Annotated in this window: 16 protein-coding genes; 13 read left to right on the top strand and 3 right to left on the bottom strand. The window is 41.0% G+C overall.

Annotated features, from left to right (window positions below):
* The 11 genes from CWC02_RS21110 to adk form a co-directional block, all read left to right on the top strand.
* Nucleotides 1-78, top strand: a 78-nt coding sequence (locus tag CWC02_RS21110) for an HvfA family oxazolone/thioamide-modified RiPP metallophore (protein WP_502705390.1), incomplete at its 5' end; no start/stop codon positions are given.
* Between the two features lie 54 nt (nt 79-132).
* Nucleotides 133-996, top strand: coding sequence for an HvfB family MNIO-type RiPP peptide maturase (locus CWC02_RS01380; protein ID WP_138616016.1), 864 nt, complete (start codon nt 133-135; stop codon nt 994-996).
* The gene (locus CWC02_RS01375; RefSeq protein WP_283235066.1) at nt 989-1,747 is read left to right on the top strand and encodes an HvfC family RiPP maturation protein; all 759 of its coding nucleotides are present in this window, start codon (nt 989-991) and stop codon (nt 1,745-1,747) included. The genes CWC02_RS01380 and CWC02_RS01375 overlap by 8 nt, the downstream gene beginning before the upstream one ends.
* 85 nt (nt 1,748-1,832) lie before the next feature.
* Nucleotides 1,833-1,955: a hypothetical protein gene (locus CWC02_RS21035; RefSeq protein ID WP_254907726.1), complete on the top strand. Its 123-nt coding sequence runs from the start codon at nt 1,833-1,835 to the stop codon at nt 1,953-1,955.
* 161 nt (nt 1,956-2,116) lie between these two features.
* Complete coding sequence (gene apt / locus CWC02_RS01370) at nt 2,117-2,662, top strand: adenine phosphoribosyltransferase (protein ID WP_054551549.1); 546 nt, start codon at nt 2,117-2,119, stop codon at nt 2,660-2,662.
* Between the two features lie 3 nt (nt 2,663-2,665).
* Entirely contained in the window at nt 2,666-5,104 is a 2,439-nt protein-coding gene (dnaX, locus tag CWC02_RS01365; RefSeq protein WP_138616007.1) for a DNA polymerase III subunit gamma/tau, read from the top strand.
* 59 nt (nt 5,105-5,163) lie between these two features.
* On the top strand, nt 5,164-5,490 hold the full coding sequence (locus CWC02_RS01360; protein ID WP_054551547.1) for a YbaB/EbfC family nucleoid-associated protein: 327 nt from the start codon (nt 5,164-5,166) through the stop codon (nt 5,488-5,490).
* Nucleotides 5,491-5,500: 10 nt separating this feature from the next.
* Nucleotides 5,501-6,109, top strand: coding sequence for a recombination mediator RecR (gene recR, locus CWC02_RS01355; protein WP_054551546.1), 609 nt, complete (start codon nt 5,501-5,503; stop codon nt 6,107-6,109).
* Nucleotides 6,110-6,243: 134 nt separating this feature from the next.
* Complete coding sequence (locus tag CWC02_RS01350) at nt 6,244-7,056, top strand: hypothetical protein (protein ID WP_138616005.1); 813 nt, start codon at nt 6,244-6,246, stop codon at nt 7,054-7,056.
* Nucleotides 7,057-7,318: 262 nt separating this feature from the next.
* Nucleotides 7,319-9,232 (top strand): molecular chaperone HtpG, encoded by a 1,914-nt coding sequence (htpG, locus tag CWC02_RS01345; protein WP_138600431.1) that lies wholly within the window; start codon nt 7,319-7,321, stop codon nt 9,230-9,232.
* 179 nt (nt 9,233-9,411) lie between these two features.
* Nucleotides 9,412-10,056 carry an adenylate kinase gene (adk, locus tag CWC02_RS01340; RefSeq protein ID WP_036967590.1) on the top strand — a complete coding sequence of 215 codons (645 nt, stop codon included), beginning with the start codon at nt 9,412-9,414 and terminating at the stop codon, nt 10,054-10,056.
* A 78-nt stretch (nt 10,057-10,134) separates the two neighbouring features.
* Here the strand turns inward: adk and tpx are convergent, their stop codons facing one another.
* Nucleotides 10,135-10,716, bottom strand: a complete 582-nt coding sequence (gene tpx, locus CWC02_RS01335) for a thiol peroxidase (RefSeq protein ID WP_138616003.1) — start codon at nt 10,714-10,716, stop codon at nt 10,135-10,137.
* A gap of 205 nt (nt 10,717-10,921) precedes the next feature.
* On the opposite strand from tpx, the gene CWC02_RS01330 reads away from it, so the two are divergent.
* Both CWC02_RS01330 and CWC02_RS01325 read left to right on the top strand, forming a co-directional pair.
* Nucleotides 10,922-11,926 (top strand): response regulator, encoded by a 1,005-nt coding sequence (locus CWC02_RS01330; RefSeq protein ID WP_054551543.1) that lies wholly within the window; start codon nt 10,922-10,924, stop codon nt 11,924-11,926.
* A 3-nt stretch (nt 11,927-11,929) separates the two neighbouring features.
* Nucleotides 11,930-12,892 carry a sensor domain-containing diguanylate cyclase gene (locus CWC02_RS01325; protein WP_054551542.1) on the top strand — a complete coding sequence of 321 codons (963 nt, stop codon included), beginning with the start codon at nt 11,930-11,932 and terminating at the stop codon, nt 12,890-12,892.
* Nucleotides 12,893-12,948: 56 nt separating this feature from the next.
* Here the strand turns inward: CWC02_RS01325 and CWC02_RS01320 are convergent, their stop codons facing one another.
* Entirely contained in the window at nt 12,949-13,830 is an 882-nt protein-coding gene (locus CWC02_RS01320; protein ID WP_054551541.1) for a universal stress protein, read from the bottom strand.
* Nucleotides 13,831-13,836: 6 nt separating this feature from the next.
* A complete protein-coding gene (locus CWC02_RS01315; protein WP_138616001.1) occupies nt 13,837-15,351 on the bottom strand; it encodes a SpoVR family protein in 1,515 nt (504 codons plus the stop codon).

Raw genomic sequence — 15,351 nt, 5'->3', positions numbered from 1 at the left:
GAAGGTAAATGTGGCGCAGACAAAAAGAAAGCTAAAGAAGGTAAGTGTGGCGAAGGTAAATGTGGTTCTAATCACTAAGCGCTCATTTAGCTTTTAAAAGGGCCGTAAAGGCCCTTTTTAGTAGGAGGTAGTATGTTAAATGAATCAGTAGCTGATTTTGGGCTGATTGGCTTAGGTTTGCGCCGAGAAATGCTTGATGAAATGCTCATTGATGTTCCTAAACCTATTGAGTTTTTAGAAGTTGCACCTGAAAACTGGCTAAAGCTTGGGGGGCGTTTTGGTAAACAATTTAAACAGCTTACCGAACAACATGCCTTTGTTTGCCATGGTTTATCGTTATCGATTGGCTCACCAGCAGCGCTTGATATTGAATTTGTGCAATCGCTTAAAACCTTTTTTAAAGAGCATAATATTCGTTTATTCAGCGAGCACTTAAGTTACTGCTCGGGCGAAGGACATATGTACGATTTAATGCCTATACCATTTACTGAAGATGCTATTAAACATGTTGCTTCTCGTATTAGGCAAGTACAAGATATTTTAGAACAGCCAATTGCTATTGAAAACGTGTCTTACTATGGCGCCCCTGGGCAACAAATGACAGAACTTGAATTTACTAATGCTGTTTTAGAAGAAGCTGATTGTAAACTGCTGCTCGACGTGAATAATATTTACGTTAATTCGATTAATCATGGTTATAACGCTGAGCAATTCCTAGCTGAATTACCAACAAAACGGATTGCCTATGGGCATGTTGCGGGCCATTACACTGAGGCTGAAGATCTACTGGTTGATACCCATGGTGCGCCAGTTATCGATCCTGTTTGGCAATTGCTTGAAAAAGCTTATGAAGTTCATGGCGTATTTCCCACCTTATTAGAGCGTGATTTTAATATTCCGCCGATGAGTGAGTTGTTAACCGAGCTAAAAACCATTGAAGCACTGCAGCAAACAGCGAGCAAGCAAAACCAAGCAAGGGTGAAACACAGTGCCTGAACATTTTACTCAAGTACAGCAAGCGTTTATGGCGCATATCCGCGACCCCCAGCAACATGCTAAGCCTAGCGATGTTGAAGAGCGCCGGATGGCGATTTACCGCGACTTATTTTTTAATAATGTGGATGGCTTTGTTAGCTCTGCGTATCCAGTACTAAAAAGTTTATATTCAGAGCAAGCTTGGCATGCCCTCGTTAGACAGTTTTTTAGTCAGCATGATTGTAAATCTCCTTATTTTTTAGATATTGCAGGGGAGTTTTTGGCTTTTCTTGCTAATGACTATGAAGTGCAAAGCGATGATCCCGCGTTTATGTTAGAGCTAGCGCACTATGAATGGGTTGAGCTTGATGTATCGGTTGCTCAAGAGGTGGCAGAAGAAGTCAGTTTATCGGCTCATCAAGTGACAAGCTCTGCATTATTCTTAAGTTCACTTGCCCGTAACTTGAGTTACAGTTTTCCTGTTCATACCATCAGTGCAGATAATCAACCAAGTGAACCGGTAGGACAACCCAGTTACTTTGTGGTCTATCGTGATAGCGATGACGAAGTACAATTTTTATCGACAAATGCGATGACCGCATTACTTCTTAATATCATAGAATCTCAGCCAGGTGCCGATTTAAATGATGTATGCCAAGCAGTTGCAGAGCATGCGCCTCAATTTAGCCAAGAGCAGCTGTATCAGGGAGCGCTCAATACCTTAAGTGCAATGGCAGAACGCGGCATTGTGGTTTCTAATACCTTGGTTTAAAAATCAGCTAAAAGTCTTTATTGATGTATTTAGTTCGACTATTATGAGCGCCTTATTTTGTCGTGCTTAAATAAAGGTAGTAATTATGTCGAATGATAAAGACTTTAAAGATCCGTTCAATGCAACTTATTTCATTGCGTTTTTAGCTGTATTCGGTGGCATTGGCTGTCTAAACGCTATTCTTGGTTGGATCACTTCTTTATCTTAATCTGCGTAAGCAAATTAAAGACAATAGGCTGCATTATGCAGCCTTTTTTATAGCTGATATTTCTTGTTAAGTGATTAATTTCGAAACTTGCTACCGACTTTCTACTAAGGTGATGTTATACTCTCGAGCTTTGTTAGATAAACTTTTTGAGCAGTATAATTATGACTCAAGCAACTTCAACGCTCATCAAACAGAGCATTGCAACGATCGCTGATTACCCAAAGCCGGGCATTATGTTCCGCGACGTAACTACTTTAATGGCTAATGCTGACGCATTTAAAGCAACCATCGACAGCTTTATTGCAGCATATAAAGACCAAGGTTTTACAAAAATCATCGGTACTGAATCTCGTGGTTTTATCTTCGGTGCACCACTTTCTTACGCACTAGGTATTCCATTCATTCCAGTTCGTAAACCAGGCAAACTTCCTCGCGAAGTGATTTCACAAAGCTACCAATTAGAGTATGGTGAAGATATTCTTGAGCTTCATACAGACGCAATTGTCCCTGGTGATAAAGTGTTACTGGTAGATGATTTACTAGCGACAGGTGGCACAATCGAAGCAACTGCAAAATTAGTTGCTAAACTAGGCGGAAACGCAACTGATGCCGCATTTGTTGTTTCTTTACCTGAGCTGGGTGGTGAGCAACGAGTTGCTGATATGGGCATCAAAATCTTAAAGTTGGTTGAATTCGAAGGCGAATAATTAATGAGTTATCAGGTTCTAGCAAGGAAATGGCGACCACAAACCTTTCACGAGTTAGTGGGGCAGTCTCATGTTAAACAGGCATTGGTTAATGCATTAACACAAAATAGACTCCATCATGCTTATCTCTTTACTGGAACCCGTGGGGTGGGTAAAACAACCATCGCACGTATATTCGCTAAAAGCCTCAACTGCGATAAGGGTATCTCTGCTGAGCCATGCGGCCAATGTTCAAGTTGTACTGACATTGAAGCAGGCCGTTATATCGATTTATTAGAAATCGATGCGGCATCACGTACCAAAGTAGAAGATACCCGCGAAATCCTTGATAACGTTCAATACGCACCAACACGTGGTCGTTACAAGGTATACCTAATCGATGAAGTTCACATGCTGTCAAAGCACAGTTTCAATGCATTACTTAAAACATTGGAAGAGCCGCCAGAGCATGTGAAGTTTTTATTAGCGACAACCGATCCGCAAAAACTGCCAGTGACGATTTTATCGCGTTGCTTACAGTTTAATTTAAATGCTTTGTCGCAATCAGAAATTCATGATCAGCTTGCCCATGTTCTTAATCAAGAACAGCTAAGTTTTGATGATAAATCATTGTCTATTTTAGCTAAGGCTGCCGATGGTAGTATGCGTGATGCATTGAGTCTTACAGACCAAGCAATTGCGCAAACCAATGGCAATATTAATCATCAGGCTGTGCAAACTATGCTTGGCTTGATGGATACTCAATATAGCCAAACCATGTTAGCAGCGTTATTGTGCCAAGATGGCGATGCATTACTTCAAGAAGTAAAAGCGGTCGTTAGCCGAAACCCTAACTTTGTAGCCTTGCTCGACGATTTAATTGCCCTGACGCATCTTATTCAGCTTGTGCAACTTGTGCCTAGTGCAGCGGCACTTGATGATACTAACCGAGATTTTATTGAACAGGTGGCACAAACCACTGATGCACAGCAGATGCAGGTTTACTACCAATTGCTACTCAATGGTAAAAAAGATTTGCAGTGGGCACCCGATGCTAAACTTGGCTTTGAAATGATCATGTTGCGACTGCTTGCATTCCAACCTACGCAATTTGCACAAAGCCAAACACCAACGAATACCCAGCAACAGGTTAAGCCAAGTGGTGCCGGTGCATTGCGTGATATTTTGAAAAAATCTACGGCGCAACGTGAACAAGCAGCTTCAGAGCAAGCACCAGTTGCACATAGCTCTGCACAGACAACTGCTGTTCCTTCAGAGCCTCAGCCAACACAAGCTGAGCCTATTCAAGCAGCCAAGGCAGAAACGGCACATAGCCATGAGCCTGCCCAGCAAGTTGAAGCAACAGCAGTAGAGCAGCTTGATGTTGGTCAACAGCCTCAGCAATCAGTTGAAACTGCAATGGCCGCTGAAGTTCAACCTGCGCCACAACAGCAAGAGCCAAGCCACTCAGAGCAAGTGCCTGCAGCTGAGTACTCATCACCAGAGTATTCTTCGCAAGATTACATGGACGATAATGATGCGCAAATGGACTCATCACTTGCAGCGCAATACGATGATGTGATGAATAGCGCCTATGATCAGGGCTTTACTGCCAATGAAGCATCTGCGCCTCAGCAACAGCAAACAGCACCAGCACAATTACAACAGCAGCAAAGTCAGGCGCAATCGGCTATCGCACGTATTTTACAAGATCGCAATATTTCAGGTGCTGGGCGTTTAAGTGCTGCAGCAACGCAAACTCATGCTAAAGCAGAACCACAGCCTGAAGCTAAGCCCAAAGCAAAGCCGCCAGTGCAACAAAGCACAGCCGCGACCAACATTCAGCCTCAGCAGCAAGCAATGGCTGCTGAAGTAAAAAAGCCCATCCCCCAGCAAACGGGGGAGAGCAGTAGTAAAGTAAAAAAAGTCGACTTTCGAGAAAAGCATCAAACAATCACCGAAAACTTAGCGCCAGAGTTACTTGAGCAGATCAATCCACAAAAAGCGCCAGAGCCAGTAGTTGAAGAAGCCAGTATTCCGATACCTGATGATTTTGAAAGCCCGATCAGCAGTATTAAATTTGCACACGAACAAGACGAATGGGCGTATTTAATTAAACGCATGGGACTGGGTGGTCGCATGCGCCAATTTGCGCTGCATTCAATCTTTACCAAGCAGAATAATCAGCTGCACATTGAAGTTGATTCATCACAGCGCCATTTAGATAGCGCTGTGCTTAGACAAAAGCTCAATGCTGCATTAAGTGAAATTTACGGCCATAATGTAGAGCTTAGTATCGAGTTTGCTGATGGCGTAATTGATTCACCGTATTTGATTCAACAAAAAATTGATGCGGGACGTCATCAACAAGCGATTGATGTAATAAATAGTGATGAAAATATAGTGCAATTTCAGCAGTTGTTTAGCGCTATAATCGATGAAAACAGTATTCAGGCATTGTAATTAGTTACAATAGCCCTTATCTTCATGCCAATTAAAGTAGTTTAGAAAGAGAGACAGTTATGTTTAAAGGTGGAATGGGTAACATGATGAAGCAAGCGCAGCAAATGCAAGAGCGCATGCAAAAAGCCCAAGAAGAAATCGCAAACCTTGAAGTTGTAGGTGAAGCAGGTGCAGGCCTAGTTAAAGTAACTATGCTTGGTAACCACAATGTTCGTCGTGTTGAATTAGATGACAGCCTAATGGAAGACGACAAAGACATGATCGAAGATTTATTAGCGGCAGCGTGTAACGATGCTGTACGTCGTGTTGCTGAAGAAACACAAGAGCGCATGAGCAAAGTAACTGGCGGTATGCAATTACCACCAGGTATGAAAATGCCATTCTAAGTGATTTTGTATGCAACTATCTCCTAGTTTAACACAGCTAATTGAAGCGCTACGATGCCAGCCGGGCATAGGCCCTAAGTCGGCACAGCGCATTGCTTTCCATTTGCTTGAGCGTGACCGTCAAGGTGGTAAACAGCTTGGCCATGCATTAACCAAAGCAATGGATGAAGTAGGGCATTGTCAATCTTGTCGTACTTTTACAGAGCAAGCGGTATGCGATATTTGTTCAAGTGTTAAACGCCAAGATAGTGGTTTATTGTGTGTGGTCGAATCACCAACCGATGTACTCGCGATTGAGCAAACAGGTCAATACCAAGGTCTTTACTTTGTTTTAATGGGTCACTTGTCGCCAATTGATGGCATAGGGCCAAAAGAAATTGGCCTTGATATTCTTGAAAGCAAGTTGCAACAAGGTGGCATTAATGAGGTGATCCTCGCAACCAATCCAAGTGTTGAAGGTGAAACCACAGCCCACTACATTGCTGAGCTTTGTCATAAGTATCAGGTAGGTGCATCTCGTATTGCTCACGGTGTCCCTGTTGGTGGAGAGCTCGACTTACTCGATGGTATGACATTGATGCATGCATTTAGCGGACGACGCGCCGTAAACCAAAACTAATATCTGATATGGTATCAAAAGCCTGCTTTAAGCAGGCTTTTTTGTTTGCAGGTCGTAACTTAACTGGGTACGGTTTAATTTGTATTTTAATTGTAGTATTGTCTTATCAAATGGTTTGATAAGGATTTTAAACAATGAAAATACTGATATTACTTAGCTTCTTAATTCCATTCTCTTCAGCTGCATTTGCTACAAATACAAAATGCCATCAGGTTAATCAGAAACCTGAATTTTACAAAGAATGCCCATTAAAACTTTTGGCTACTGCTAAAAATACATTTATGGTTGAGGGTGAACATGTAAATGAAGAAAATAAATTTATCATAAAATACTTTTTCACAGTTACTACAGAGTCTAAGTCAAAAGGCGCTTGGTTAATTAGTAATAGAGAAAGTATTAAGTTAAGCAATGTTAATATTGAAGTACCACTTAAAAACTGTGTACTCAGTGAATGTAAATTTTCAGATTATATTAATTACCTAGAGGTAAATTATAGCAACTTAAAGTCATTTGAAAAATCAATAGCTAATAATATGGATAGACAAGAATTTATTAAAAAAGTTGATGGGAAGCTAGTTGAGTTAGGATCTGAGCTTACCCCTTCTGATGTGCAAACCTCGCTGGATATTTTCTTAAAAGAATCAAACAAACCAGTGTTTTTTAAGTTCCTAGACTCGCAAGGGGGTTTTACTGCCTACTTCAGGTACAATAGTGACTCTGACGGAAAAATGTATCCTTCTGAATTTATATATAAAGTTTATAGTCAAGGTGATAATACTTGGCTAGGTAACCGAAATTATGACCTTGAAGCAAGTCTTGCAATGTGGACTTTTCTAGGTCAGAAAAATTTAAGAAGAGTTAAAGAGTGTTCTCATTTGAACGTTTCTGTATTGCACTTGAATAAAGAATTACAGACCTTACCTGCTACTCAGTGCTCATATTTTTGATGCAATTGCTAATTCATAAATAGAATAAATATCAATTAGAGATCATGTTTAAGGTTGGAATCAGTGTCAAACCCTCCAATGTTAATATCTTAAATAGAATTGATAAATTTTACTCGTAACTGCCGATATGAAAGTTACTAATTAATTGGAGCAAACCGAATTTAACCTTAAATTTAAATTTTTGCCTTGAAGTTCAAAAAGCCTGCCCCATATAAAGAGTCATAGTGCAGATTAGACACTTTGTTAATTGGAGATTTACACAATGACTGCAGCACAAAAAGAAACATTAGGCTTTCAAACAGAAGTCAAACAACTATTAAACCTGATGATTCATTCTCTTTACTCTAATAAAGAGATTTTCCTACGTGAGCTTGTATCAAACGCGTCAGATGCGGCAGATAAATTACGTTTCCTTGCGCTTTCTAATGGCGATTTATACGAAAACGATGCGGAACTAAAAGTACGTATCAGTGCCGATAAAGAAGCAAACACGGTCACCATTACTGATAATGGTATTGGTATGAGCCGTGAAGATGTGATCAATTCACTAGGTACAATTGCAAAATCAGGCACCGCAGAATTTTTCCAAAACCTAACTGGTGACCAAAGCAAAGATTCACAATTGATTGGTCAATTTGGTGTTGGTTTTTACTCAGCGTTTATCGTTGCTGACAAAGTAACAGTGCGTACGCGTAAAGCAGGTGAAAGCCAAGGTATTGAATGGCAATCTGCAGGCGAAGGTGAGTACACATTACAAGAGATTGATAAACCATCACGTGGTACTGAAATCATTCTTCACCTTCGTGAAGACGAAACAGAATTTGCTGATGAGTTCCGTTTACGTAGCATCGTAACTAAATATTCAGACCATATTTCTATTCCAGTTGAGATGTATAAAGCAGAGGTACCTGAATCTGAAGGTCCTGACGGCGAGAAAATTCCAGCACAGCCAGGCGAGTGGGAAGGTATTAACCGCGCGACAGCACTATGGACCCGTGACAAGTCAGAAGTAACAGACGAAGAGTACAAAGAGTTTTATAAGCATATCGGTCACGATTGGGAAGAGCCACTAAGCTGGGCACATAACAAGGTTGAAGGTAAAACAGAATACACCAGCCTGTTATACATCCCGAAAAAAGCACCTTTCGATTTATGGAACCGTGAGCGTCAATCAGGTTTAAAACTGTATGTACAACGCGTTTTCATCATGGATGACGCTGAGCAGTTCATGCCAAGCTACTTACGTTTTGTGAAAGGTTTACTTGATTCAAACGACTTACCACTAAACGTGTCGCGTGAAATCTTACAAGACAACAAAGTAACACAAGCAATCCGTAAAGGGTGTACGTCGCGCGTACTTAAGATGCTTGAGCGTATGGCGAAAAACCGCGAAGAAGATTACCAAACGTTCTGGAACGAGTTTGGTCAGGTGTTAAAAGAAGGCCCAGCTGAAGATGCGGCTAACAAAGAAGCCATTGCTAAGCTACTGCGTTTTGCTTCTACACACACTGATGAAAGCACACAAAATGTATCGCTTGAGCAATATATTGAGCGTATGAAGCCAGAGCAAGACAAGATCTACTATGTAGTTGCTGACTCATTCGCTGCAGCGAAGAACTCACCACACTTAGAGATCTTCCGTAAGAAGGGCATCGAAGTATTGCTATTAAGCGACCGTGTTGATGAGTGGATGATGAGCTACTTAACAGAGTTCAACGAAAAATCATTCCAGTCAATTACTCGTGGTGACTTAGATTTAGGCAACATGGATGACGAAGAAACTAAAAAAGCGCAAGAAGAGTCAGAAAAAGAAGTTGCAGGCCTAGTTGAGCGCATTAAAACTGCACTAGGTGATAACGTTAAAGACGTACGCTTTACGCACCGTCTAACTGACTCTCCTGCATGTGTTGTTGCAGATGAGCACGATATGAGCTCGCAAATGCAAAAGTTAATGGAATCAGTTGGTCAAACAGTGCCTGAGCAAAAGCCAATTTTTGAGCTTAACCCAGAGCATCAGCTTGTTAAACACTTAAATGTTGAACAAGATGAAGACAAGTTTGCCCAGTGGTCACAAGTGCTTCTAGATCAAGCATTACTGGCTGAGCGCGGTACGTTAAAAGACCCTGCAGGCTTTGTAACTCGTTTGAACAAACTTATGCTAGATTTAAGCAAATAAGCGTTTTAGCGCAATGAGTTGAAAAAGGGAGCAAGGCTCCCTTTTTTATTGCCGCTAATATAGGCAATTGGTATAAGTTACTTGAGGTATAGCCTTAGTTGTGGAAGAATTCAGGCTCTAAAAACAAAACTCCACTGATCGACCATTTTTAAGATTAGTATCACACAGAGGACAATGATATGCGCATTATTCTTTTGGGCGCGCCGGGTGCAGGTAAAGGTACTCAAGCTCAGTTTTTGATGGACAAATACGGTATTCCACAAATTTCTACGGGCGATATGCTGCGTGCAGCAATCAAAGAAGGTACACCACTTGGTCTTGAAGCTAAAAAAGTAATGGATGCAGGTCAATTAGTATCTGACGAAATTATTATCGGTCTAGTTAAAGAGCGCATTGCTAAGCCAGATTGCGAAAAAGGTTTCTTACTAGACGGTTTCCCTCGTACTATTCCTCAAGCAGATGCAATGAAAGAGAATGGCGTGGTGGTTGATCACGTTATCGAATTTGACGTTGCTGACGAAATCATCGTTGAGCGTATGGGCGGCCGTCGCGTACACCCTGGCTCTGGTCGTGTTTATCACGTTGTTTATAATCCACCTAAAGTTGATGGCAAAGATGACATCACAGGTGAAGACCTAATCATTCGTGATGACGACACTGAAGAGACAGTACGTAAGCGTTTAGGTATTTACCACGACCAAACTAAACCATTAGTTGATTACTACCAAGCAGAAGCAAAAGCGGGTAACACTCAGTACCACAAGTTAGACGGTACTCAAGCTGTTGAAGCTGTTAGCCAACAACTTGGTGAGCTTTTAGGTTAATAGCCTAATTGCTGATATGAAAAAACCGCCTTGGGCGGTTTTTTTGTGTTTGTATCACTGCAAGTTAAAATTGCGCTTTTACAGTTTCTTTAATGCCGCAATAGCACTGTCGTAATCAGGCTCTTTTGAAAGGTTATCGACAAGCTGCTTGTAAACGATGTTATGGTCTTTATCGAGCACAAATACGGCACGGGTTAACAAGCCCATATCTTTGATAATCAAACCGTAGTTCTTACCAAAGTCACGCCATACAGAGTCAGATAAGGTCACTATTTTGTCTATATTCTCGGCTTTACAAAAACGCTTCTGTGCGAACGGTAAATCTGCGCTTAAGGTCAGCATCGCCACACTTGGGTATTCTGAAGCTACTTTTTCATTGAAGTGTTTGGTTTGAATACTACATACACCTGTGTCTAAACTTGGCACAACGCTTAAAAGCACGGCTTGGCCTCGATAGTTGTCTAGTGTGACGGGGGTAAAGTTGCCATCTACTACTTTAAAATTAGGCGCTTGTTGGCCAACTTCAACACCTTGCCCTAGTAAAGTAACCGGTTTAGACTGGGCTGAAACCTTACCTGCGTCTAAACTATTTTCTGATAAATCACCTGCATAACTAAACGTGCACACAGCGCCTAATGCAAACATTAGCGGACGTAACATAATAAAATTCCTTTAAATTAACGCATTTAACTTCAGTGTATTATACTCATGAAGTGGCTCCAAGGATTAGTACAATTTAAAATTGTAAATAACCATTAGTTTGATTAACATGTGCCTGTGACCCTATTTTTTACATATAAAAATAAGAATAAAGTTACTAGTTAATGTTTTTGCTAGTTAGAAAGTGTGGATTTAGAGAGAATATATGTCAACATCGGTATTAGTTTGTGATGATTCAAAGTTAGCACGTCGACAATTAGCACGCTCTTTACCCGATGATTGGGATATAAAAATTGAGTTTGCTGAAAATGGTGTTCACTGTATTGAGCAAATCAAAAAAATTCAGCCGGAAATTTTATTTCTCGATTTAAACATGCCTGAAATGGATGGTTACGAAGTACTGCAAGCCATTCAAGAACAAGACCTTCATGTTCTCACTGTTGTTGTATCTGGAGACATCCAACCTAATGCTCATCGACGTGTGCTTGAGTTAGGCGCAATCGACTTTATTCAAAAACCTTGTTCCGCCGAGAAACTAGCGAGTATTATTGAACATCATGGTATTAAAGATAAAGCCATGCGTGAGCGCCTTGCTAATAAGCTAGGTGAGCAAGTTGATCCCGATGTGCGTGATATCTACCAAGAACTCACCAATGTCGCAATGGGGCAAGCTGGAGACTTATTAGCGCGTCTTCTTAATGTATTCGTAAAGCTTCCTATTCCTAATGTAAATGTTTTAGAAGTCAATGAACTAGATATGGCTTTGCGCTCGATTGATGCCAATGCCGCAACCTCAGGTGTATGTCAGGGTTTTATTGGCGGTGGTGTTTCTGGCGAAGCACTATTGCTGTTAAATGATTCAAGTTTTAAAGAAATCGCCTCGTTAATGAATTATGAGGGTGAGCTCAACGATAAAGTTGAATTAGAGCTATTAATGGATGTGAGTAACATATTAATAGGGGCTATTCTGACAGGACTGTCGCACCAATTAGATATGCGTTTTAGCCAAGGTCATCCTGTGGTGCTAGGACAACACTGTGATGTATCTGATTTAGTAAAGGCGAATAAATCTCGCTGGCAACGAACGCTGGCGATTGAGATCAGCTATGGCATCGAAAATCACAATATTAACTGTGATTTGATGTTGCTGTTCACCGAGGACTCATTAAAAACCCTTAAGTACAAAGTAGCTTATTTATTAGAAGACTAAACTATGCCTGCAGCCGATTTTAATATGAATGAACTCCATTGGTTAATGGATATGTTTAATACCGTTGATGTAGGCCTAGTGGTGCTCGATAGAGACTACAAAGTATGCATCTGGAATGGGTTTATGGAAAACCATTCTGGCCTATTGCCAAGCGCGGTGAAAGATAAAGACCTGTTTGATTTGTTTCCATCAATCGATGAAAAGTGGTTTCGCAGCAAATCTGAGTCTGTGTTCATTTTAAATAATCGCTCATTTACTATTTGGGAGCAGCAGCCATATATTTTCCGTTTTAAGAATTATCGCCCAATTACCGGTAAAGCGGATCATATGTATCAAAATGCCACTTTTATTCCACTGACGACGACCACAGGTGAAGTATCGCATATCTGTATCATTATCTATGATGTAACCGATGAAGCGGTGAATAAAAAAGAGCTAGAAGAAGCGAATAGCAAGCTTGAACAAATGAGCCGTACCGATGCACTTACTAAGCTTACTAACCGTGGTTATTGGGAAGAAAAGCTACGCAAAGAATACATGCGCATAGTGCGCAGTGGCGGGTGCAGCACCTTGTTAATGTTTGATATTGATCACTTTAAAAAGGTCAATGATGAACATGGCCATCGCGGCGGTGATGAGGCGCTGCGTCATATTGCAGACTTACTGCGTAAAACTCTGCGTGAAACAGACTTAGCAGGTCGCTATGGCGGTGAAGAGTTTGCGGTAACCTTGCTTGATACTGATCATGAAGGTGCACATATATTTGCTGAGCGATTAAGAACACTGATTGAGAACTCATCAATTTACTTTGATGGCAAACAAATTCAACTGACGGTCAGTATTGGCTTTGCCTGCTTCGACGAGAAGTTTGATCGCTACGAAAAGTGGGTTGAAGCCGCCGATAAAGCCTTATATCACTCAAAAGAAAACGGCCGTAACAAGGTTACAGCTTACACAGATTTATAAACAAACAAGGGGCAATTAAGCCCCTTTTTCATAGTAACTCTATTCAGTTAAGCAAATTAAACCCCAAGTGGCGGTAAAACAAGAATATCTGTTTTAAGTAGCTTCATGACTTTTTCGGCGGTATTACCAATTAAATGACCTTTAATACCTGTATTACCCACCGAACCCATAATCACTAAGTCAGCATTTAATTTAGCTGCAACACTTGGGATCACTTGCTCAACCACACCGGCTTTGATTTTAAGCTTGTCTTTTAAGTCGTGCGCTTCGATTAAGGTTCGCTGTGCTACGGGTAGCTTTTCAAAGGCGTTAATCACTTGCTCATCTGAAAATACAATGCCTAAATCACGTAAAAACGGTGATACATGTACGGTATAACAGGCATAAAACTCGCTGTCGTAGTCTTTTGCATAGGCTAAGCCTGCTTTGATAATTGCTTCGTTTAAACAGTATTTAGTCGCCTTCTCACTGCCTAAATCAAGGGCTGCCAGCACATTGGTATTGTTACGCCATTTGTTATCGGCGGCCAAATAAAGTGGCAGCGGGCTAAAGCGAATAAGCTGCCAGTCTAGCTCTGTAAATTGCGTTTCTTCGTCGATGTGGCGAGTTTTAATCACCATTTCATAATCTGACGTATCAAGCTCATTGGCTAGCCATTGTACTGGGCTTTCATGCCACAGGGTTTGCAAAGTATAGCTACCATCATCTAAATACTCGCTGATAAGTGGACCAAGTGCTGCACGTACTTTAGCAAGCTCTTTGTCTTGAATAGCCAGCGCTTCATCAGGTGGAATAGAGAATAAAATGTTATTGGTGTCTTCGTAGCTAAAAGCAACAATATCAATATGCTTCATGCCTTTGGCTTTTTGTCTTGCATGTAATATAGATGTTTTAGCATCGGCCGTTGAGTCGATGATCACCAATATCTTTTTATTCATTTTTGGTTACTCTGTTGTGTGTCGGGCATCACTGCTTGGGCATTCACCCAATAATGAAACTTCACCTGTTGCGCTTTCTTGTTCCAGTTTTACCTTAAAGCCCCATAGCCTGTAAAGGTGTTTTAGTACTTCATCTTTAGACTTGTTTAAAGGAATATTGTTATGGGGTACATAACGCAGAGTAAGTGAACGATCTCCTCTAATATCAACATTATAGACTTGAATATTTGGTTCGTGATTACTTAGGTTGTATTGTGCCGACAGGGTTTCACGAACTTGGTGATAACCCATTTCATCATGAATGGCACCGACATTGAGGGTTGGCTCTTTTTCATGATCAATAATGGTAAAGAGCTTAAAATCACGGATAATTTTTGGCGATAAAAACTGGCTAATAAAGCTCTCGTCTTTAAAGTTTTGCATTGCAAAGTGCAAGGTTTCTAACCAATCACTGCCGGCATACTCTGGAAACCACTTCTTGTCTTCTTCTGTTGGGTTTTCGCAAATACGGCGAATATCAACCATCATGTTAAAGCCAAGAGCATAGGGGTTGATGCCTGAATAATAATTGCTGTTGTAGGGCGGTTGATACACCACATTGGTGTGACTTTGTAAAAACTCGAGCATAAAGGCATCGGTGAGCTTACCTTCGTCGTACAGATGGTTCAAAATGGTGTAATGCCAAAACGTAGCCCAGCCCTCATTCATCACTTGAGTTTGTTTTTGTGGGTAAAAATATTGCGAAATTTTACGCACAATTCGAATTATTTCTCGTTGCCATGACTCTAGCAGCGGCGCATTTTTTTCGATGAAGTACAAAATGTTTTCTTGTGGCTCTTCTGGAAAACGGCGTTCTCGTTTTTTTGACTCTTGCTGCGAAGTAGGGATTGTGCGCCACAACTCGTTGACTTGAGATTGTAGGTAGTCTTCACGTTCTTGTTGGCGTTTTTGCTCTTCATAAAGAGAAATACGTTGCGGGCGCTTGTAGCGGTCTACACCATAATTCATTAATGCATGACATGAATCAATCAGGTTTTCGACCTCGGTAATACCGTATTTCTCTTCGCACTTGGCAATGTAGTTTTTGGCAAATAATAAGTAATCGATAATTGAGCTGGCATCAGTCCAGGTTTTAAATAAGTAATTGCCTTTAAAAAATGAGTTGTGACCATAACAGGCATGGGCCATTACCAAGGCTTGCATTGGCAGGGTGTTTTCTTCCATTAAATAGGCAATGCAAGGATCTGAGTTAATGACAATTTCATAAGCGAGGCCCATCTGCCCTCGCTTATAATTCTGCTCTGTTTGAATGAATTTTTTACCATACGACCAGTGGCTATAGCCAATCGGCATACCCACACTCGAATAGGCATCCATCATTTGTTCAGCAGTGATCACCTCAATTTGATTAGGGTAGGTATCGAGTTTATAAATTTTCGCTACCCGTTCAATCTCAGTTTGATACTCTGTTAGTAGATCAAATGTCCAATCAGGACCGTCGCTAATACGTTTATCGGCCAT

The sequence above is a fragment of the Pseudoalteromonas sp. S2721 genome, from assembly GCF_005887425.1.
In the GTDB taxonomy this organism is placed as follows: Bacteria; Pseudomonadota; Gammaproteobacteria; order Enterobacterales; family Alteromonadaceae; genus Pseudoalteromonas; species Pseudoalteromonas simplex.
This window is presented reverse-complemented; position numbering and strand designations above follow the sequence as displayed.